The sequence below is a fragment of the Chitinophaga sp. 10T418 genome, from assembly GCF_056394125.1.
The window spans coordinates 77,305-98,352 of sequence record NZ_JBFTHG010000020.1 but is presented as its reverse complement, the minus strand read 5'-3'; the positions used below and the strand labels follow the sequence as shown (position 1 = coordinate 98,352).

The 21,048-nt window shown below is 43.3% G+C and carries 12 protein-coding genes; 4 read left to right on the top strand and 8 right to left on the bottom strand.

Features of this window, described 5'->3' with window-relative positions:
- Positions 1 to 7: 7 nt before the first annotated feature.
- On the bottom strand, positions 8 to 550 hold the full coding sequence (locus AC1DCV_RS33930; RefSeq protein WP_477027342.1) for a hypothetical protein: 543 nt from the start codon (positions 548 to 550) through the stop codon (positions 8 to 10).
- A 332-nt stretch (positions 551 to 882) separates the two neighbouring features.
- On the opposite strand from AC1DCV_RS33930, the gene AC1DCV_RS33925 reads away from it, so the two are divergent.
- From AC1DCV_RS33925 to AC1DCV_RS33910, 4 genes are all read left to right on the top strand, one after another.
- Positions 883 to 1,215 carry a YegP family protein gene (locus AC1DCV_RS33925; protein ID WP_477027341.1) on the top strand — a complete coding sequence of 111 codons (333 nt, stop codon included), beginning with the start codon at positions 883 to 885 and terminating at the stop codon, positions 1,213 to 1,215.
- 86 nt (positions 1,216 to 1,301) lie between these two features.
- Positions 1,302 to 1,781 (top strand): Crp/Fnr family transcriptional regulator, encoded by a 480-nt coding sequence (locus tag AC1DCV_RS33920; RefSeq protein WP_477027340.1) that lies wholly within the window; start codon positions 1,302 to 1,304, stop codon positions 1,779 to 1,781.
- Positions 1,782 to 2,233: 452 nt separating this feature from the next.
- Positions 2,234 to 2,944, top strand: coding sequence for a hypothetical protein (locus tag AC1DCV_RS33915; RefSeq protein ID WP_477027339.1), 711 nt, complete (start codon positions 2,234 to 2,236; stop codon positions 2,942 to 2,944).
- Positions 2,945 to 3,397: 453 nt separating this feature from the next.
- Positions 3,398 to 4,606, top strand: a complete 1,209-nt coding sequence (locus AC1DCV_RS33910; protein WP_477027338.1) for an alpha/beta hydrolase family protein — start codon at positions 3,398 to 3,400, stop codon at positions 4,604 to 4,606.
- Between the two features lie 588 nt (positions 4,607 to 5,194).
- Here the strand turns inward: AC1DCV_RS33910 and AC1DCV_RS33905 are convergent.
- The 7 genes from AC1DCV_RS33905 to AC1DCV_RS33875 all read right to left on the bottom strand — a co-directional run bounded on the left by AC1DCV_RS33905 (position 5,195) and on the right by AC1DCV_RS33875 (position 20,833).
- A complete protein-coding gene (locus AC1DCV_RS33905) occupies positions 5,195 to 5,680 on the bottom strand; it encodes a hypothetical protein (protein WP_477027337.1) in 486 nt (161 codons plus the stop codon).
- A gap of 298 nt (positions 5,681 to 5,978) precedes the next feature.
- Positions 5,979 to 6,404, bottom strand: a complete 426-nt coding sequence (locus AC1DCV_RS33900) for a hypothetical protein (protein ID WP_477027336.1) — start codon at positions 6,402 to 6,404, stop codon at positions 5,979 to 5,981.
- Between the two features lie 11 nt (positions 6,405 to 6,415).
- Positions 6,416 to 10,855, bottom strand: a complete 4,440-nt coding sequence (locus AC1DCV_RS33895; protein ID WP_477027335.1) for a DUF6443 domain-containing protein — start codon at positions 10,853 to 10,855, stop codon at positions 6,416 to 6,418.
- A gap of 59 nt (positions 10,856 to 10,914) precedes the next feature.
- The gene (locus AC1DCV_RS33890; RefSeq protein ID WP_477027334.1) at positions 10,915 to 11,925 is read right to left on the bottom strand and encodes a hypothetical protein; all 1,011 of its coding nucleotides are present in this window, start codon (positions 11,923 to 11,925) and stop codon (positions 10,915 to 10,917) included.
- A 73-nt stretch (positions 11,926 to 11,998) separates the two neighbouring features.
- A complete protein-coding gene (locus AC1DCV_RS33885; protein ID WP_477027333.1) occupies positions 11,999 to 15,352 on the bottom strand; it encodes a hypothetical protein in 3,354 nt (1,117 codons plus the stop codon).
- Positions 15,353 to 16,276: 924 nt separating this feature from the next.
- Positions 16,277 to 17,269: a nucleoside hydrolase gene (locus tag AC1DCV_RS33880; RefSeq protein ID WP_477027332.1), complete on the bottom strand. Its 993-nt coding sequence runs from the start codon at positions 17,267 to 17,269 to the stop codon at positions 16,277 to 16,279.
- A gap of 66 nt (positions 17,270 to 17,335) precedes the next feature.
- Positions 17,336 to 20,833: a carbohydrate-binding protein gene (locus AC1DCV_RS33875; RefSeq protein WP_477027331.1), complete on the bottom strand. Its 3,498-nt coding sequence runs from the start codon at positions 20,831 to 20,833 to the stop codon at positions 17,336 to 17,338.
- Positions 20,834 to 21,048 lie beyond the last annotated feature (215 nt).

The following is a 21,048-nucleotide window of genomic DNA, read 5'->3' as shown; positions in this document are numbered from 1 at the left end:
TATTTACTCAGCAACCACCTTTATGAGGAGCACGTTTATAAATTATTCTACTATCTCGTTCTACATAGTCGCCCGATACTATTGGATATGAATACTTGGGGGCGTACGATACATTATGGCTTCTTACAATTATTTTGTCGTTTACTTTCAGGCTATGCAATTGCTGAAATTCATTAGCGTTTTCCAGCCCAAAACTAAGAATATAATCCTCACCATTAATCCTGGCCATCACTCCGAAGCCTAATCGTGAGCCTGGCGGAAGAGAAAGAGAGGTCACCACAGCCTCCATATTGGTCAAAGCACTTATAGGCTTACTTATTTTAGCAGCACCGGCAAGCACTTTTTTACCTTCGGGAGACGCTTCCCATTTTTTGAACTTGATACCTTCAGGGGTAGCCTCCCATTTTCTCACTTCGGCTTTCATTTCTGCAGCAGAGAGTGGTTTTGGGGTTGATTTTTTAGAATCTTCATTTTTGATTTGGCGATTAGCAAATACTAGTCCGCCTACCACCACCAGCGGTAAGATCAGCGCATAAATAACTTTTTTCATATTTTTTTGGTTTTAATTAACATAAATCTATCTCCTGGTAAATCAGATCCGCTTAAGGCATCTCTTCTATTTTTCATATAAAAGTTCAATACAGCCAAACTACTTTAATCCTTTCAGCTTGAAGCGTCAGGATTGTAAATTAAAATGTAACCTTTGTAAATTATTGTAAATAGCGCCCCAGACCTCAGTTACCCGTTGCTTAAGATCATCACTGACTGCAAAAAAAGTTGCCGCTCCCTGAGATGGACGGTCAGGGGATTCCGATACAACGATGATGCCCAAGTGAGTTTGAGATTTATTAAGTAACTTTCATAACACTAAAACAATATCCTATGGGTAAATTTGTTGTCTCTAAAAGCAGCAACGGCGAATTCCGTTTTAAACTAAAAGCAGGTAACGGGGAAGTAATCCTTGTTAGCGAGGGCTACACCTCCAAATCAGGCTGCGAAAACGGCATTGAGTCTGTTAAAACCAATTCCCAGGTTGATGAACGCTTCGAGAAAAAGAACTCCACCAATGGGAAACACTATTTTAACCTGAAAGCTACCAATGGACAAGTTATTGGTACCAGCGAAATGTACGAAAGCGCTGCTGGTCGTGATAATGGCATTGCTGCTGTCAAAAGTAATGCACCTAAAGCGACAGTGGAAGAAGCTGCAGCCTAATTTGTTTGAAATCCGGCTGGTCAGTACATGAATTGACCAGCCTTTAGTTAGCTCCCCACCCATCATCCCCCCAAATAAACACCCTTATGAAAAAACCGGGACGCGGAAGTAAAGTCATGTATACTGCCCATGCCATGCCCCCCGAAATTCAGGACTACTTTGGCATTTTGTTTAACAACATAAAAACATACCTCCCCTGTTTTTCCGAAACATTAACCAACAACATCATTAACAGTTGCGAGATATTCTCCTTTAAACGCAATGATATTATACTGGACTATGGAGAAATCTGCCGCCACTGCTACTTCTGTATCAGTGGCATGGTTACGGCTAAATATCTTAAAGATGGTACAGAAAAGGCTAAATGGTTTTTCACGGAAAATGATGTTATCACCTCTGTAAAAAGCTTTTTCCGGCAAACAGCCAGTGCTGATAAATTAATTGCGAAGGAGTATACCATTTGCCTGGCCATTCCATGGGAAAAACTGGAAAGTATAAAAGCAAGCGAGAAAAAAATAGCCTTATGTCCTCCCCTTACGCTAGTCAAAAATTGTCATATATATTAACAAAGTTCTCAAAATAGCGTTCTAATTTTGAAAATGAAAAAAATAACCACGCTACATTCCATGTAGGCATTAAGCATGTCCCCATTTATTAACCCTAAATAAAACGACAATGGTTATTAAAAAATCTCCCCGAAAAATCTGCCTGGCATTTAGCCCAGGAAGACTAATTACTTCCATGATTAAAACTAAGCTGTAAAAAAATCCCCCGGAAGACGTTGAACACTTAGCATATTTGATCATTAAATATTATGCATTTCCGTATTTTAAGTGACACTGCAACAAACAGCCGCCCTGCATGCACCCGATGCCATTTCCCATATGCTGGCCATCATTAGCTAAAAGTCATCCTGTTAACCGTAAAAAATACCATAAATTGCAGGTACGTACGTACACCCTGATTGTCATTTTTTTCCAGAGAGTTCTTTTATTCATCAACACCCAATCATCTTGCTATGAAAAGAATCACCATGCTGTTGCTGGTAGGTACACTTTTGGCTGGAACGATGAAAGTCCATGCCCAAAACGCCACCACGCCACAAACAACAGAGAAGGCTTCCAAAGCAGAAAAGAAGAAAAAGAAACAGGCCGCCAATAAGGTCACTGACACAAAAGATGAAGCTACAACCACTACCAAAAAAACAAGAACCAAAGCCCCTAAAATCACCGCTACTGCTCCGGCAGATGCTACTTCCGCTACCACTTCAGATGCCCCTAAAAAAACCAGGACCAGGAAAAGCAAGGAGGTAACCACCGCAGCACCAACAGATGCAACTGCCACTACTACAGATGCACCCAAAAAAACAAGGACCAGGAAAAGTAAAGAAGTAACGGCTACGGCACCCACAGATGCGACTGCAGCTACCACCGCTACCGCGACGGATACACCCAAAAAAACAAGAGTGAAAAAGAGCAGGGAGGCCACTACCCCACCTGCCGCTACCACTACCCGTCCTACAGTGACTGCGCCTGGCAACAGTGCTCCCACCCGGGCCACTACTACTAAAAAGCCCGCTACCGTAAATACGCCTGCACCCGCTAACACCAATACCAGCGATCAGGTAATAGGTACCGATGCCAAAGGTAGAACAATTTACCAGGGCCCACGCGGAGGACAGTACTACATTAATAAGAACGGGAATAAAACCTACTTAAAAAAGAACTAGCGTTTCTATGATAAAGAGATGAGCGAAGACCCGTGCAAACAGGGGTACTGGTCTTCGCTCATCTCTTTTATGTTTCCCTATCCCCGTCACTCGTTTATGAAAAAGGAGCCGGCTCATAACAATTGAGCCAGCTCCTTTTTGAATCAGTAAATTACCTACCTGGAAAATTAAGTCCATTATGACGGTAGCCTTTGTCATTTGCATAAATTTTCAATTCTTATTATCTTCAGTATCCCGGATTCATTCCAACAACAATAATTTCTATTTTCCTGCGGGCTATATTCAGGCATAATGCACGAGATTTGAATCTGAATTATTTTGATGACCATCCAGTGTGCTATTTTTTATTGAATCCTTGTTGCCCAATGAACATTTAAACACCTGGAATGTTAACCATGGAACTATCAAAATAATCACTCTATCTTAACCTCCAATCCTAAAAACCTTAAAATCATGATGCACCCCGTACTATCCAGAATCTCCTTTTCAGTATTGCTGGTTGCCGGCTTACTGATAACAGGATGCAAAAAAAGCGCTATTGATCCTGATAAAAAAGCGCATTTAAAACCCAGGGTTGAATTACTCAGAGAACAGGAAATAAAAAGAGAAAATCTTAATGCAAGGACCACATCAACTGTAAACGGGATTGATCCCAACTCCCTATGGACACATATTGTCAGTTTAGTGGTAGGAGTTTATAAGGTTACTTATTTTACGCCCAACACAGATGGCACAATGGTAGAAGCAAGCGGATTAATGATTTTACCGAAATATGCTGATCATGTTTCATTGATCAGCTTTGATAATGGAACAGTTATTGACCCAACACAGGCTGCCTCCAACTTTAAAGACGGTTCACTTGTACAAACCTGGGTACCTCTTATAGCTGCATTAGGATATGCTGTGGTGATACCGGATTATATCGGGTATGGAACCACTTCCAATTTACTGCATCCATATCAGTATACTCCTTCGCTTGCCAGCACAACAGCCGATATGATTAATGCTGCTAAAGAAGTATTGGCGGACAAGCATATTAACTGGGATAATAAATTATACCTGGCAGGTTATTCAGAAGGTGGTGCTGCGGCTATGGCAACACACCGACTGATTCAGGAGCAGATTCCATCACTGCAAGTAACAGCATCTTCTTTTGGAGCTGGTGCATACGATGCTACAGAAACAGCCAAAGAGTGGCTGAACTCAGGTGCAGTTCATGATACTTTTTATATGCAAAGCCGGATATGGGTATTGCTTTCATTTAACAGAATTTATGGATTAAACAGACCCCTGAACAGTTTCTTTTATGAACCATATGCAACACAACTTACGAATCATAATCTTTTTACTGTTACGTTACCAACCAACCCTACAGATCTTTTGCAGCCATCATTTAAAAATGCGGTATTGAATGGAACAGATACTGCTCTTATTAATGCGTTGCACAAAAATGATATTTATGACTGGAAACCGGCAGCTCCTGTATTACTGGTACATTCCACTGCGGATGAACTGGTTCCTCCATTTAATACCCTCCATGCTTATAATGCCATGAAAAACAGAGGTGCAGATGTACAATATTTACCTATTCAGGGTAAAGCGCATGCAAAAGCAATTCCTGATTATATTATTAATACGATGTTATTTTTCCTGGAGCATTAGTATAAAAAAACTGATTTCCTGCAGCAATGGCCGACAGTTAATGTTGGCCATTGCTTTTACAGCCAAAGACTATTCACAACTCCGAAACCAGGAAGCCTTTTATCTTTTCCCTGTAATTTCTCTTTAGCTTCAAACGCTTCAATTACAACCATTACATAATCTTTATTAATAGGAGAAAGTTGTTTGATCTTTATAGCCAGTCACCAGAATAGGGATACTTACACCGCTCCTTGAGATGGACGGTCAATGGATTGCGACGCAACGATGATGCCCAAGTGTAAGTAAAAGAGTAATCTAACAGTAATAAGAGTGTAGTGGAACAGTAATAGAAATGTAATAGATAGACGAGTCCTAAGTACCGGAGAAGTATACGAGAAGTAATAACAATACCATCCACCATACTCTCCCGCTTGGGAACGATCATGGGATTAAAACCGGCATCACGATCACGTGGAACCTGGATTGTGTGTAAAGGTTAAAAATAAAAAAATCGGAGCTCTTACGAACTCCGATTTTCTATGTTTACACAGTTTTTGTTATAGTGTCGTTTACTACGGCTTGTTCTTTAACTATTTTTCAAAAAGTTTATCAGGATATATCATTAACCATAAAAGATTTCATGTTTTCCAGATCCTTATCTATAAAAGTATAAGGAAGAATATCCCTAGCAGCATCTTCAGATTTGTTAATTATTAATGGCTTTATTGGCTTTGCTTTCAAATAATATCTAAAATCAAAATAATCATTTAGTATAACTTTCTCAAAATAATGAAATCCTCTGGAAGCCATAAAATACAAATCTCTTAGGTAAGCTTCTTTCTGCCCGGCAGAATAATTATGTACTAGCTTAAGTACATCTTCTTCTATAACAATATCATTTGATAATACAGGTAAAAAACGAAAATATTTTATCATCCTCTTTAATCTATCCATATCGGAGGATACTGATTCTGGTAACAAACCTCCTGCAGAAACTGCAATAGCAATCTGGCCTTTCCTATCTAAAAAATACCAGTCTGTATCTATTTCAGACTCATTTATAGCTTTATCTTTTATTCTTCCTTCTGAATACATTTATTTAATTCTAAATATTGCTTTACAGTTTGGACATGGAGGTACTACTTCCATTGTTCGAGGCCTGAAACCAAGAGTAAACTTTATATCTGTAGGCTTTAATGTACCATTCTTTAACATTAATTCATTACCAATTCTAAATTCGCTACAACATTCCCATGTCTCGCACCTACACCTCCAACTTCCATTGCAGCTGCTTCAAGGTCAGGAGCAACTACAAAAGGAATCTTTCCATTAGTCCCTATAGCTTGTTCACCTCCTTTTGAAATAGTCCAAATGGATAATAATGCGCTTCCTCCTATTTCTCCAGCGTCCTAAGTCTTTCTTGCAGTAAGTCCGAAAAAGATTTATCCAACAATTCAATTCGATAGTAAACTAATCCATTACCAAAATCGGGTTGTCTCCCACACTTTTCAGTGATTCTTCTGTCTCCATAGTTTAAGATATATTTTATAGCTTTAGCACTTTTAACCCTATCAACAATTTCCTTTCTTATTAACAAAGGCTTATGAATATTCATCCAATACTTTTTCTCATAGTCTAAACAAGAGTTTCCTAAAAAATAGGGCAATGGTGAATTGGGATACTTAGTAATATTGTTTATTGAGTCAGCGCACGCTCTTATGTAACTTCGGGCGTCTGGTGTAATAGTAGTTTTGCCTGTTCTACATCCGTAGATAATAGTTGCTAAAATGAATATGTAAATGCTTACTTTTTTCTTCATATAATTTCTGATTATCTTAAAATAGTTCCATCGTACACGGGCAGATTTTGCGTATGATACTTCGGCGGCATTCCTTGTTTTATTTGGCCACGGTTGTTGGCATCAAGTTCAGCATCCTTGTTTAAAGATTGATCGAGATTATCTAGTTTTTCTTGCACGGCAGTGACTACAGAATTTATCGCATCACCCTCGGATTTTGCAAACGCTTTACTTCTGCTTTTCAAAAATTGTTTTTCGTCCCTGCTGGTTTTAATGTCGCCGCTCTTTTTCTTTTGATCTAGTACCTCCCTGGTAGTATTATCATAGTCTGTTTTATAACTTGTAAGCACCTGATCTGCTCTCCCTGTGTAATCCTTCCCTCCTATATTTACGGTAACGTCCATCTTTGCAACTTCCATATATTGATCCTGATGCCCTTGTTCATGTGCCTCAGTTTGCGCAAATAAACCTGGATTTTGTTGCTCCAATGGACCACTTTTTCCGTCGCCAAAGGCTTTAGTAAAATTACTGCCGATAGCAAATCTCAAATCATACTCCCTGGTTGTATTATTGTACTGAGCTGACATACTTCTTTTCAAATATCCTGTCACTCCCAAATCACCAGCACTTTTGGGATCAGGTAATGTGAAACCATTTTTCATTATAGTTGCTATAATATCTCTACCGTCTATATCTACATATAATATTGGGTTATTGGCTGCATATTGATAAGGGCTAAACCAATAATATTTCTCTGATAAAGGATCATTGACCAGCCACCTACCAATTTGTTGATCATAAAATCTCGCTCCAAAATCATATTGATCTAAACCACCGCCATCATTAAACTCCAATGACTGAATTTCTTTTCCTGCAAACCCCTTTCTGTTCTTGGGGTATTTTGAACCTACAATCGCGACATTACTAATCCCCGCCATCGTCAACCCAAACGGATAATAATGTGTCTCCTCTAGTAATGGTCCTGAATTAATCCCTAAAATGACATTATCAAAGAACACATCCTGGGTTCCCTCATTGCTGGTATATACATACAGAAAACCAGATTTATCTATTACCATCTTATCCTGGCTGAGGGTTTGCAGTTGATCTGGCTCTGCTTTCACCTGTTTTACTCCACTATTGCCATCCACTAATTTAAACTGATCATCGAACAATACAAAATTAAGATACGCTTTGGGTCTTTCAGGATTAGCCTGATCAGGTTCTTTTTCCTTTAACCGTTGGTAGTCATTGTTATAAAAGTTACTGGTAAATGGTGTCTGCTGATCACCACCGGTTAGCCCGTGGGCCTCCTCTCCGGCCCCACTGCCATTAAAGGCGTGTACCAGGTCGGTAAGCATATTTTCAACAGAAGAGGTAACGTCATTTTTTTCCTTAGGGCCAACAGATTTATAAAAAGCTTTGGCGCTCATGGAAATGGTATCTCCTGCCATTACCCTGAGTACAATAGAGGGGCCTATTTTCTTACCGGTACCAGTAGCCGTTAACTTTGCTACCGCCGCATTGTCTCCGGCACTTTCATCTGCTGGATAACCGACTGGTTTATCCGCCCGGGTATTATCAATATTGCTGAATAAAGCGGTTTCCTTAGCAGCAGCCGGCGCTTCCATTGTAGCCGAATACATGGTAAAGTCAGATTGCTCGGTAAGTACCATACGCGTGTTGCCCAGATGGTCTTTTACAAAATAGTCGTACATGTAGCGTACCGGCTGTCCGGCTGCCAATATTGGCCGTGTACGTCCTTCCTCATGCCCCACAAATTCCAGTGTATCGTTTTTATATACAAAACCATTGATGTAATCAGTCATCGTCAATTTGGCTGTGCTACCTGTATTATCAGTGACGATCTTTCTGTGTTTATTGCCAGCAGCATCATACAGGTACTGAATAGTTCCTTTCCCCGTAATAACAATACTGTCAGGCAAATTCAGGTGGTTGTACCTTATAACAGCAATGTTTTTATTCTCATCCTTTGTCAGGTTACCATTGGCATCGTAGGCGTAATCGGCGGTCTCATTATTGACAATTTCTTTGAAATCTCCCAGCACACTTTGCGCGTTGTTTTTCCGGTCTGTTACAAAGGATAATTTGTTACTGCCCGCGTTATAACCATACTTCAGGCTATCCAGGGTCTGTATGCTCAGGCCACTCATGCCTTTTTGGTTCATAGCCTGGATATTACCACCCGCATCATAGGATATCCCGCTCACTGAAAAGTCTTTCAGGCTTTTTGTCCAGCCAGTACTGCCTGCATTGACCTGGTTAAAGTCGGCAGAAAGTAACCTGTTGGTCTTATCGTAGGTAAACCCATATGCCCGGGCAATCGTATCACTGCGGCTTTTCCAGACAGCGCCGGCTATATTACCATTGTATTGCATCGAACTAAACCCGTAATCATAGCTAAGGGTTTGTCCAAACCAGTTGGCAGAGCCACTGGCAGTCGTCACAAAGTCTTTGTTGATGGCTTTAAGCCAGCCCCGGATATTGTTTTCATAATTTAAAGTCTCCAGTTGTGTACTGGCCCCGGTTACGCCTAAACGTTTCTTTTTCAGCTGTCCTAACTCATCATATTCATTTACCGCCAATGTCTTTTCCTGTGCCGGATCATCATTGAGCATCTTCTTAATGCTTATCAGGCGTCCGCCCGCATCGTAATTCATGATGGAACGTACTGTTAACTCTGGAATGGTACCACTACGCTGATTACGGTGACGCTGATAAGTGCTTAACAGTTTCCCATTAAAATCATACAGGCTATTTACCACATCATATCCACCGCTGATATTATCAGACAAGACCTGGATCAAACGGCCCTTGTCATTGTAATGATTGGTGGTGGTAAGCCACTGATCAGTACCAAGTACCCTTACTTTTGTGCCTGTGACAAGCCCTTTAATCATGCCGCTGGAACCAGCAGGTAAAGCTTCCGCATATAGGTTACTACCTGCCTGAGGTTTGGCAATATCACGGGTATCGTATCCCCTGTTACCCGCAAAAGAGTAGTCACCATAATAGGTATAGGTTAATGGCGTTAGTTTATTAGCCGGAATATTAGGTAGCGGATTTGTTGCTGTAATGGAAGTGGCTCCCTGCGTAACAGACGGATTTATTTCAGCAGTCACGGACGCGCCGGTACCTGTATCGAAGCCATCTGTCAATGTTATACTGCCGGTTGCCTGGTATAAGGGAGTAGTACCATCATAGGATGCAAGAACCAGATCCGCAGTACCAGGGAATGTATACGGTATAGACTGTGTGTTACCTGTGGCGGTATTCATCAACACCTGAAGCGTCTCCCTGCTACCAGCGTCATTATAAAGCGCTGTCATCGTAGGCCGGTTCAGGTTATCATAAAATATCACCAGCCAGCTTTTACCTTTCAGATTACCATCCCTGGAAAATGCCAGCCTGTCTCTGATATCATACACCATCTCCGTGGAGTCTGCACCAGGAACCTTCTTTATGATCATCCTGTTGCGGCCATCATATCGGTAAATAAAGCATAACTCCGCAGCAATGGCATTGCTGATCACCCAGTTACTGATGATCGCCTCTACCGCCTTCGGAGGAATCACAAAACGTAAGTTACCCAAATCATCATAGGCATAATAAGTACACAGCCAACCCGTATGCGCAGTTCCGGGTGTGGCAGACAATTGCACTTTCTTTAAAACTACCCGGCCTTCCTTGTCCTTGTATTCAACGGTCTGGTTGCCAGCTTCGTCAATACTGAGATTTTTATATAACTGCCCGGCCCCATAAATTTTTCCGGCAGCACTGGCAGGAATGATAAGACCTCCTGAGAAATCCCATATCCGCACAGAATCAGCAAGCGTATTAATCTGATAGCGCCCCTCTGTGGGACGGTTACCACCCCGTTCAACCGTTGCCGGATCATTCTTTGCCCAGCTATTACCCGGCGCATAGGATTTAAGTACCCGGTTTAAAGGCGAGGCTTCATAGTCAACACTGCTGTAATACACACTCTCCCCTCCCGCGCCAGGTGCAAGACCTACGTTCTGATAAAAAGCTTTCTGTGCATTAAAAGGATCAGTTTTAAATTTACCATCACTGGTATTACCACTTTGCTGTACATAAGGCAGATATTTAAACTGTTCCCGTCCGAAAGCATCATATACGACAGGGGATACAAGATCTTTTCCACTCACGCTCATTGCTTTGGATACCGACTGCAATGGCCGTCCCAGCCCATCAAAATATTGGGTGGATTGCCGCACCTCTGTTACCAACCGACCAGAGGAAGTTACATATGAGGTGTCAGTAGTGGGCGCTGCCGGCTCCCAGGTACGGATGTAATTAATCGTCGCATTTGTATATGCTCCCGGCACGGCAACAGGGGTAGCTGCCGGGCGGACCGTAACATCCGGTTTCTGCGCCTGTAGTCTTATTGAAAGACCGAACAACACAATAACCAAATAAAATCTATACATAATATTAATTTCAAACAGGTTTACCAATGGCCACTGTAAATGAAATGTTAGACAAATAATCAGTCTTTCTTCTTAATGTCTTTTTTAAGTATCTCTAACTCCGTACGCTGCTTAGTACTTTCTTTCTTTATCTCAATAATATACAGTGTCAACTCTTCGATCTTTTGCAGCAGCTTCCTATTCATTTCTCCAACATCTAGTCCCTCTTTCTCTACCTCCTTGGCCGAAGGTATCTCCGGCAAATGCTGATTGATCTTTACAAACTGCTCAACTTCTTCCAATGATGGCAACTTATAATCCKGATGAAACACAAAATCAGCCCAACTTCCCTGGGTAACCTTCACTCTCCGTGCTCCGATAGTACCCTCCACTGCAAGTTTATAACTGCCGGGAGCCGTAGTCCCAATGCCTACATTGCCTACATTATTTACAGTCATCCTGATTGTAGCAGCAGCACCCAGTCGTCCCGTTTCAAAATAAAGGTTGCTACCGGCATTTGCCGCTGAGATGTGCAGATCACTGTAGCTTTCAATAACATTCTCCTTACGGTAGTCTATTACAGGGAAAGCGCTGTTTGCTGTTCCGATATACAAAAGCGAATTAGGAATACTTTTATTCTCAAGCCTTATCATATTATCTAGTGTACTGTCGGCAGTTTCCATCGTAAGTTTTGCTATCGGAGCCAGCGTTCCGATCCCAACATAACCATTAGGCTTAAAGACCATCCAAGGGGAACCGTTGGCCGCATCCGCCGTAGTATTTCCACCTATATAGGCATATGTAAGAGTTCCGTTAAGTCCCAGGGCTCCAAAAGATGCAAGCTTTCCTGTACTGTTATAGGATATGCCAAATTCTCTGGCCCATGCACCGGAGAAGTTAACATCAACGTTGACCCCATAAGGATAACCTGCGGGATTAGTCAGTTTGATGTTGCCTACATTTACATGTAACAATGCCGATGGCGAAGAAGTGCCGATTCCTACGGGGCCGGTTGAAGGGAATAAATTTTGGGAATTAGCGGATAATACACATATGAACAGCATCGTTATGTTCAGAAAGAATAATTTCATAGCTCTATTTATTACATTAACAATTAATAGTTTAATTCATAAAAAGTAACACGGTGTCCCGAGGGGGTTACAACTATTGGGTAACAGGTTGCTGATACTGGTAGTTAAACTGCTTCAAGATCTTTCCATCCTTATCCTTTAGCAGTTTTAACCGGCCAAAACTGTCATACTCATAAAAAGAAGTCTTTCCGGCAGGATCTGTTTCAGATGTAATTCCAATTAACGGGCTATAGGTATAGGAAGTAACCAAAGCTGCAGGCAAACCAATTCTAACTTTATTTACCTCATCTCTTACCGCTTGCTCAGATGCTGCCAGATCCAGCACACCCTGATTTATATATTGCTTCGCAGTATTGTAATCGGCACCTACAATCCTTGCCACCGGGTACTGGGAATTGTAGCCCCATAAAAACGTCTCTGTAGGGCCTGAGTTGATACTTCTGTCCAATATATTTCCTTTGCCGTCATAAGTATTAAAAACAGCCTTTTTGAAATAGCGACTGTCAGAAAGCATCGTCATCGTGTTAAATGGTGCCGGGAAAATTCCGGTAGCTGCATTAGAAAACTTAAAATTCTTCAGAAGTATAGGGGCTGGAACATCCAATAACCGGACTTCATCGGGCAAGGTTACATTTGTTATTTTATAAGTATAAATACTTCCTCCTGTTATAGAGGTGTCCCCGTTGCTGCCAATTTGATAGCTTATAGTCTCAATAGGGCTTGAAACCACGTGACGGGAAAGCATACTGTCTATAAAAGGTGTACCTGTCGCATAGTTACTGGCGTACGAATTTAACGACAGTAGCCGCTGTCCATTACTTCTCGAAACTTCGTTTCCAATCACGTTCATAGGATTTAACCGGCCGCCAGCATAGGTGTATTTAGTAGATACGCCAAGTGTATCTGCACCGGAATAATCTGTCTTAATTTCCTCCGTTAAAGTCACAAAACTGGAAAATGTATTATAATACCTATAGGGAAAATCCACCACCATTCCTTGCGCTACCGGAATAACAGGATATATTTTCATCCCAGGTAACATATCACGCTGCGTACGTGCATACCTGTATTCAGTCTTGCTTAGCGCGACGCCGGATGCGTTATAGGTAATAGATTTATTTAGCTTGCCGGCTAGTATATTATGCTCAGTAGGTAAATAAGGAAAAGTCACTGGCAGGTCTTCCTCATTTTTATAGTAATACTCAATTTTACCATTCTCTCCGTTTTCTCCCAATAGCTCAGTTACCTTATCATACCCCACTATTCCTGCATTAGAAGATAGTCCCTGCACCGCAATGGAGGAGGAGGTTCTGGTATAGTATGTATGTTTCCATTGGCAATAACCGGGACCTGCCAGATTATAATATGTAAGATAATCGTATGTCGGCCGGCTCAATAAAAGCCCCGAAGTAGTGGTATCATTTATTGCATACTGAAATTTCCGCTTCAGCACCTGTACTCCATTATCATAGTTTGTAATAGATTTTATACGTAACCCGCCGCCAAATCTTTTCTTTACCGGCACTTTCGCTCTCCAGTTAGCTGTAATCTGGGTGGTAAATCCTTCATCAGAAACCACATCTATCGTATAATGTCCTGGTACAAGCATTGTTGAATAAGTTTGGGGGTGAGAATAGTTGCCCGGCATGTCATTATTTTCTTCCCAGAAATTATATAACAGATTCCCATTCTTATAAACGTGTGCATAGTCCCGAATATAGCTGGTAGGCTGGCTGCTTTCATTTTTAAACCTTGTTGTAAAGGTGGCCGGCACCGTATCGTAAACATCAAATGAGTTTGTTAAATGTGCAGTGCGATCCTGTCCTCTCGCATAGGCCTCCACCGACAATGGCACCCAGTCGAATGTATCATCTCCATAAAGGTTGCGATAATCATTTATTTCATAATCCAGCACTGTTTTTCCTCCTGTAGGATAAATGATGGAGGAAAGCATACCGCTTTTTAACTTTTCCGGATCAGTTTCAGATTTTCTGTTTGCACCATCAAAAAAAATGTTTTTATCCAGGCCTTCTTCAAAGTAAATCATCTTTTCCGGTATCAGACGCAGATTAGCAGTCTTTCCATTATAATACCCCCAGTGATCTATGGCTTTGGAGTATTTATAAGGAATCCCATCCGGGGTATAATAATCAAATTTAAATGGAGCCTTGGCAGCACCATCTCCTCCCCGTTCAATCAGCGAATCTAATCTGAGCCGACGCCTGTAGATACTATCATTTCCAGCCGACCCGAGAACTGATGATTGAAAATAGCTATAGAAAAAAGTATATCGCCTGACCTGTTTACCATTTATATCCTTGATGGTTATCTCAGACAATTTTGATGGTTTTACAGCCCCCGTATACAATAAATCATTTCTTTCCGTTGCCGCAAATTCAATACTTCCCTGGCTAAAATTAATTTTGCTTAACGTTACATCACTTATTTCCTGAATGGACGCACCATATGATTTAACAATCGGACTGGGCGTCGACGTTGGTCCGGCGTTACAATTACCGGGGTCACCGTCGTTATAAACGGAACGCAATTTATCACTCTGTGTTTCTGACTTGCCGATTAAACTAAGACTCTGACTTTTGAGTTCATAAATAAAAGTCAACTTTTCTGCGGATGGCGCCACAATGGAGTCCAGGTACCAGGAAGTTGCTACCCTTGGTTTATTGGGTATATCAAAATAACCCAGCGGGGCATAGTCGCTTAGTTCTGTATCCGGGGAAGAAACGCTATAATCGGTACACATTTCCCGGGTGCCAAAGTAGTATTTATACCCAGATTCGTCCGTCACTATCCACCGACCAGGTACCCTTATATATTCGATCTTCAGGTTATTCCATTCATCATTATATACCACAGTGCCGTCTACCTGCTTGCCTATCGAAAATTTCCCTGAATATTTTCCAAAGTTGTAATTGAAAATATCCGGATCCGTGTCAATGCCACCATTTTTTACTTCATTAAAATATTCCTGCTGCGGCAGGGGCATCTCTATAATATCTTTGCTTCCCAGGTCATGCTTATCCGGCAACGTAGCAGTGTAATAGCCGGTATACCCATCGGTAACAAAGTCGTCAAGCCCTACTATATTCCTGGTAATAACGCCGCCAGCCGCTAGTGACCACCCTAAACCCGTCCAGCCAGCATTTTCACCCACCCTCACGCCGGTAGAATGATAACTTAAGGTAATCGGCAGGGAGTGATGATTGGTTTTGATCTCATATAACGGAATGGAAAAATTGGTAGTACCTGTATAGAGATTTACCGGGATATCACCGTACGTCCCAAGAGCTGCAGCGGTGGGCGAAGGCGGGATAACCTTAGACGCCTCATACTTTTGACCATATACCTGTATTGAAAAGGCAACCAACAGCAGGGTACTTTGTATTAATTGGGCAAGACTTCTTTTCATAATTATATGATGGAGAATTAGGGAATTAATGGTATATAAAGACCAACCAGCATCCTTAAATATTGCCAGCATTTACATGTAACAATGCAGTGGGGCTACTAATGCCTATTCCTGCTTTTCTGGAAAAGGGAAACAAGTTTTGACATCGGGACTTTAATGCCACAGAAAGCAGTATTACTACTGTGAGAATATATTTCATAGTACTTGAATTAGGTATCAGGGCAAAACGATCGATATATTCAATTTACAAAAATCATAGATGATAATTTGGAATAGCCACAACAGTCGAATTTAAAAGGACTGCATTAACAACACGACAAATTTTCCATTGGTACAGACAGTTTACAAAAGGGTTAAAAAGATTTATAGATCCTGGCGATTCAATTGTTCGCAATAAATGTACAGAGTATAAATTGTATTAACAAGGAGCAATTTCAATAAAGATATCATGTTCCTTCACAACTATGTACGTACTGCCGACTACTTATAAATATGGACTTATTAGTCTGACACGTTGCCAAAATTGATATGGGTCGAATGGAAATAACCTCTATCTGGAAATGTTGATATAGATTAACCCCTTTCAGAGAGAAAGCGCTAAAAAAGCAGGTTGTGATACAACCTGACATCTTGCCGTTACCTTCGGGGATAACTTTGGGCCTAACACTATTGCTCTACAAACATTAAGTATTTTCTGAAACTTTGCCAGACGGCTTACTTTCCTAAGGCTTCTGTTCCATTTGCATAATCTCTGCTTTACAAAACAAAAGGCCATCGGGAATCACAGCGGAAAAACAGACCTCTATTGATGCAAAAAAAACACATTCATTCATAAACAAAAAAGGCGCAGATATTCCTTCTGCGCCTTTTCTTTTTATTTCCATTTAGTTATAATAATGCCAATTAAGCATAAATATCCGCTCATTACTTCCCCTCTACCTCCCCCACCATAATTGAATCAAACTTCTCAGCAATCACTCTCGGATCAATCCCCTCCGCAAACTCACTCACCAAATAATGCCGTTCATCATCCGGCGCTAAACGCCACAAATTCGTCCCGTTTTCAAAAATATGGTTATACCCGTGTTCCTGCAATTTGAAATACGGTTGCCACCCTCTTACAGCCACATAAACAGCAATGATGTCGGCGCTGTGATGCCAGTTCCTATGCCAGCCTTCAAGGTACAATTTGTATGCATGCGCCATCGGGGTATGCTTATATTTTTCATTGAAAAAAATCTTTCCTGTAGGCACACTGTCTGCGAATGGGCCACCTCCGGTGAAATAAATGCGGGTGGGCCATGCTGCAGCCACATGTTGGGTGGATGCCGGATCCGTCTTGAAATTCCCCCAGGGTGTTGGGTCCAGGTCTGCCGGGTATCGGCCCCCCATGCATACCAGGTGCTTTACTTTCTTTTTCACCAGGTCAATACCTTTCAATTCGCTGAACTGATCTGCTTCGGTGTCCAGCAGTTTAGAAAGATTGGTCAGGTCGCCCACCGTCACCACCACCACACTGCTATCGGGTTGCGACGATAATAACTTACGGTACAGCATCGTTGCATCCGGCATGTCCTCTCCTAGTTTGGCATCGGGTTTAAATTCTTCGCAAATCCTGCGTGCATATTTGGATTTATTGTATACACCAAATCGCTGCACCGCGCCGATGGGAATATCCGGCCTGCCGAAATAGGTGTTGATCACATCCACTACTCCCGGCGACCATGGATGGAGACTGGACACTGTAACCGCCAGTATCTCCGCTTCGCCGAGATAGGCGAAACCGTGGAGCATCGCCAGGGCGCCTACGTCATCTACATCGGAATCCATATCCGTATCAAAAATAATTTTTACGCGTTGCGCTAAAGTTAAATGACATAGCAACAGGCTGATGATCAATAATCCGAAATGTTTCATTTGTTCTATTTGTTTAACAAGGAAGAAGCCGTCCCTATTAATTTATGAGACGGCTTCTCTCTCTCTTTAGATTTTAATAACCTGGAATGTCTTTGCCTCACTTTCTCCTTCCAGCTTCAGCCAATAGGTACCCGCTGCTAACGCGCTGATATCCTTGCTGACTTGTCTGTCTCCTTTCTGGATATTCCATTGTCGCAGTACGTTGCCGCGTATATCCATTAAGGTGAGTCGTTTGTAGGGCATACCGCGCAGATCTATGGTCAGCTGCCCACTGGTAGGATTGGGATAAATAACGGGCGTTGCTGCCACCGGATACTCAGACTTACTATACGCCATACGGGCGGGCGATGGGTTTATTGCACAGTTATCAATACTGAACCAGTTAAACTTCAATGTACCGGACAGTATATGCACGCCTGTATAGTTGAGGGCGGGCAGCCGGATGGTATCGGTAATCGTCATCCATACACCTCCGGTGGATGGAATGCTGATAGTATCAAATTTAAAGGTGCTATGGCCTATCCATATTTTAGCCGGAGCATTGGTCAGCACCCGGAAGCTGATATTATACCTGCCCGCAACAGGAATATTCAGATTATTGTAGGTAAACCAGTTGCTGGATTTCAGGTTGGTGAAGTCCTGTCCGCCGCCGGTATCGGTACAGGCTTCCAGCACCAGGCCGGGGGCCTGCGTGGAAGCGCTTTCTGCTTCGTACTTATTATTCACGCTACAGGTATAATCCACTTTTACAGGAGTACTGCCAGATATAGCGTTGCCGCTTGCCGTTAGGGTAAATGTGCCGGGCGTTCCACCTGCCGTGAAAATACCGTTGGTGTCGATGGCATTTCCTGCGCCGGTAACACTCCAGGTGGGCTTAAAGGTAAAGGGGGTGTTGCGCTGGTCATAGCCTTTGGCGGTGAATTGCTGCGATGCGTTCAAAGGCACTGTTGCGGAATCCGGTGTAATCGCAATGCGAGTCAGTACAGGCGGGGTGACTACATGCACGATAGACGTATCTGCCCTGGTTCCCAGTGTCGCTGTTACCAGGTAATCGCCTGCAACATTGCCCGTAAACAGGCCGCTGGCATCGATGCTGCCACCAGTGGATACAGACCAGACTGGTGATACAGGTAACAGGCTGCTGTCCTGGGCATAACCTGTGGCAGAAAACTGCTGCACCTGCCCTATGGTGATGGTCGCGCTATCAGGTTTTATGATCATGCGGGATAGCTGCACGGAGTCTGCAGAAATAATGCTCAGCCAGTTGAAATTCCAGCCGTCCTTATTGGCAGCAATCCGGATGGTTTGCTGACCTTGCTCCAGTCGTATAGGCGCTGACGTGACAGTGATCCATTTCTGCCATCCGCCGCTTGCGGGCAGGTTTACCGTCTGTAGCGTGGTGCTGTCCCGCTGTATTTTCAGGCTGGACGCGCCGCTTACCGCAACACGGAACTGTATCCGGTAGGTATCGCAACGGGGTACGTTGATGTCGTATTCAAACCAGGTGCTGGCGCCTATATAGCTCACATCTACGCCGCCACCTGCATCTGAAGTGGGTTCTGTGCAACATGCGTTACCGTTATCAAAGGCCTCTGCCTGTATTTTTGCCGGTATGTCTTTGTAATTGCCTGTTCGATAGGTTACAAAGGCAACGCCTGTCCTGGTAGTGGTATCTACAGTAGCTGTGGCGGTTACTTTCCCGGAATTATTCAGKGTAGCCAAACCGCTGGCCGTAATGCTGTTGCCCGCGCCTGTGATATTCCACACCGGCGTGATGGCCATGGCGTATCCATTCTGATCAAAGGCCTTGGCGGTATATTGTTGCTGTTTCCCGGGCAGGAAAGACAAATCACCCGGCGTCACCATGATGGTGTCCAGCACAGGAGTGCCTACGCCTTTCTGATAGATACGCGCGTAGTCTACCGACATACTATCCGGCCAGTCCGCATCCACGATGGAACCTCCCATTCCCCCGCCAATGGCCAGGTTCAGGATGAGGTGAAACTTCTGGTCAAAGGGCCAGTCTTTCCAGTCCGTATGTGGATTGGCGTAAGACAGGATCTGCGTGCTGTCGTATATGAAGCGGATAGTGTCCGGCGCCCATTCCATGGCATACACGTGATACACCGTATCGGCGTCCATCAGCTTTTTGCTGTTGGATACACCTCCGCCATTGGTCCAATTGTGGTTCTGGGTATGAACAGTCGATAACACCGTACCGAAGTTGTTGCCCACATGTTCCATAACGTCCAGCTCTCCGCTTTTAGGCCATCCGCCATATACGCTGCTGGTAGGCATCAGCCAGATGGCAGGCCAGGAACCATGTGCACGGGGTAGCCTTGCCCTCACCTCTACTTTGCCGTAGAGAAAATCAAATTTGCCCTGCGTGATGAGCCGGCCGGATGACCAGGGCTCTGCGCTGTTCCCTGTAGGGAAATCTTTCTTTCCGGTGATCACCAAACGACCATTTCTCACGCGGGCATTGTCGTGGGTAGTATCTGTGTATACCTGTTGCTCACCATTGATCCAACCTTTGGGACGCGGATCTACTGTCCACTTGCTGCGATCAGGTTGTCCATCTGTGTTAAACTCGTCCGCAAACATCAGTGTCCAGCTGGGATTGCCTTCAAACAACACATTTCCTTTTGCCGTGTAGGTGGTAACGTTAGCAGTGGCCACCTCCTGGCCCGCCACGGTAAGTTTAAGGGTAGTCCGGGAATAGTTGGCCGGTGAATTACCACTGAGCGTAATGGTGGCCGTGCTGTCATTTATCCGCTGCACATTGCTGATAGCAACGCCGGCGGGCAGGTTGGACGCCACCCAATTGGAGGTGGTCAGCGTGGGACTGAATACGCCCCCCTTCACTTGTGCAGTGAGCTGGGCGCCATTTTCATGGCCCATCAGGATGCTCGTATCCTTTAAAACAAGAGCAGTAGGATTGGGCGCTTGTATCAGGTCAAAGTATAGGATACCGTTGGCTTTCTTTCCATCAATGAACTGTATGGAAATCGTGTTGAAATCTGTTCTGTTCTTAACGCTGGCGAAGTTGTAAGTAGCTTCTTCCCAGTGGTTCACGCGGGAGGGCTTAAAGGTGAAGAAAACGGCTTTGCTGTAATTGGTGCCTGGCTGCAATTTAAACATGATCTCGTCCAGTGTGCTGCTGTATACGAGCATTTTGAAGGTACTACTCACAGAAAGGTTAAAGGAATCTCTCAGCTGACAGGTGGCGCTMATGTATTCGAAGCAGCTGGTGTCTTTGGTAAATTTGGCCACCAGCGGACTAATGTTCAGGCCAGAGGGATTGGGATTGGGCACACCAAATTCCACTTTTCCGGTGGTGGTATTGCCCGCATAATAGGCCCATTTGCCGGAGCAGGGGCCGTGGCCTTCCATATCATCCAGCAGTAGGAATTGCGCATGGAGCTTACTGCACAGCAGCAGGCATAGCGGCAACAATAGTAGCAGGAATTTTTTCATCAGGTGGCACCTGATAGGTAGCCGCCGGACGGCACCTTGCAAAGAAAGTCCTTTGCGAACAGTTGATTTTGGTTTGCTTGCTTTCATAACATTTTGTTTGGGTGGAATTGGGCCGGTGCAACCGATTGCTGCACTGGTTGCATGTTTGGTATCGTGTGATTTAACGAAAGAAAAAGAATAGGAGCTTTGTTCGTCTATAGGTCATAAACCAGGAATCACCGGCGCCTCTGCACCGGGTATCGGTATCCAGTAATTTATTTTGATGATATTAGCACTGGCCGCAGATCACCAGGGGCCTTATG

Bases quoted from the DNA above. Each gene is read 5' to 3' on its own strand.
- AC1DCV_RS33930 (WP_477027342.1), bottom strand. From the start codon at position 550: ATGAAAAAAGTTATTTATGCGCTGATCTTACCGCTGGTGGTGGTAGGC.
- AC1DCV_RS33925 (WP_477027341.1), top strand. From the start codon at position 883: ATGGGTAAATTTGTTGTCTCTAAAAGCAGCAACGGCGAATTCCGTTTT.
- AC1DCV_RS33920 (WP_477027340.1), top strand. From the start codon at position 1,302: ATGAAAAAACCGGGACGCGGAAGTAAAGTCATGTATACTGCCCATGCC.
- AC1DCV_RS33915 (WP_477027339.1), top strand. From the start codon at position 2,234: ATGAAAAGAATCACCATGCTGTTGCTGGTAGGTACACTTTTGGCTGGA.
- AC1DCV_RS33910 (WP_477027338.1), top strand. From the start codon at position 3,398: ATGATGCACCCCGTACTATCCAGAATCTCCTTTTCAGTATTGCTGGTT.
- AC1DCV_RS33905 (WP_477027337.1), bottom strand. From the start codon at position 5,680: ATGTATTCAGAAGGAAGAATAAAAGATAAAGCTATAAATGAGTCTGAA.
- AC1DCV_RS33900 (WP_477027336.1), bottom strand. From the start codon at position 6,404: ATGAAGAAAAAAGTAAGCATTTACATATTCATTTTAGCAACTATTATC.
- AC1DCV_RS33895 (WP_477027335.1), bottom strand. From the start codon at position 10,855: ATGTATAGATTTTATTTGGTTATTGTGTTGTTCGGTCTTTCAATAAGA.
- AC1DCV_RS33885 (WP_477027333.1), bottom strand. From the start codon at position 15,352: ATGAAAAGAAGTCTTGCCCAATTAATACAAAGTACCCTGCTGTTGGTT.
- AC1DCV_RS33880 (WP_477027332.1), bottom strand. From the start codon at position 17,269: ATGAAACATTTCGGATTATTGATCATCAGCCTGTTGCTATGTCATTTA.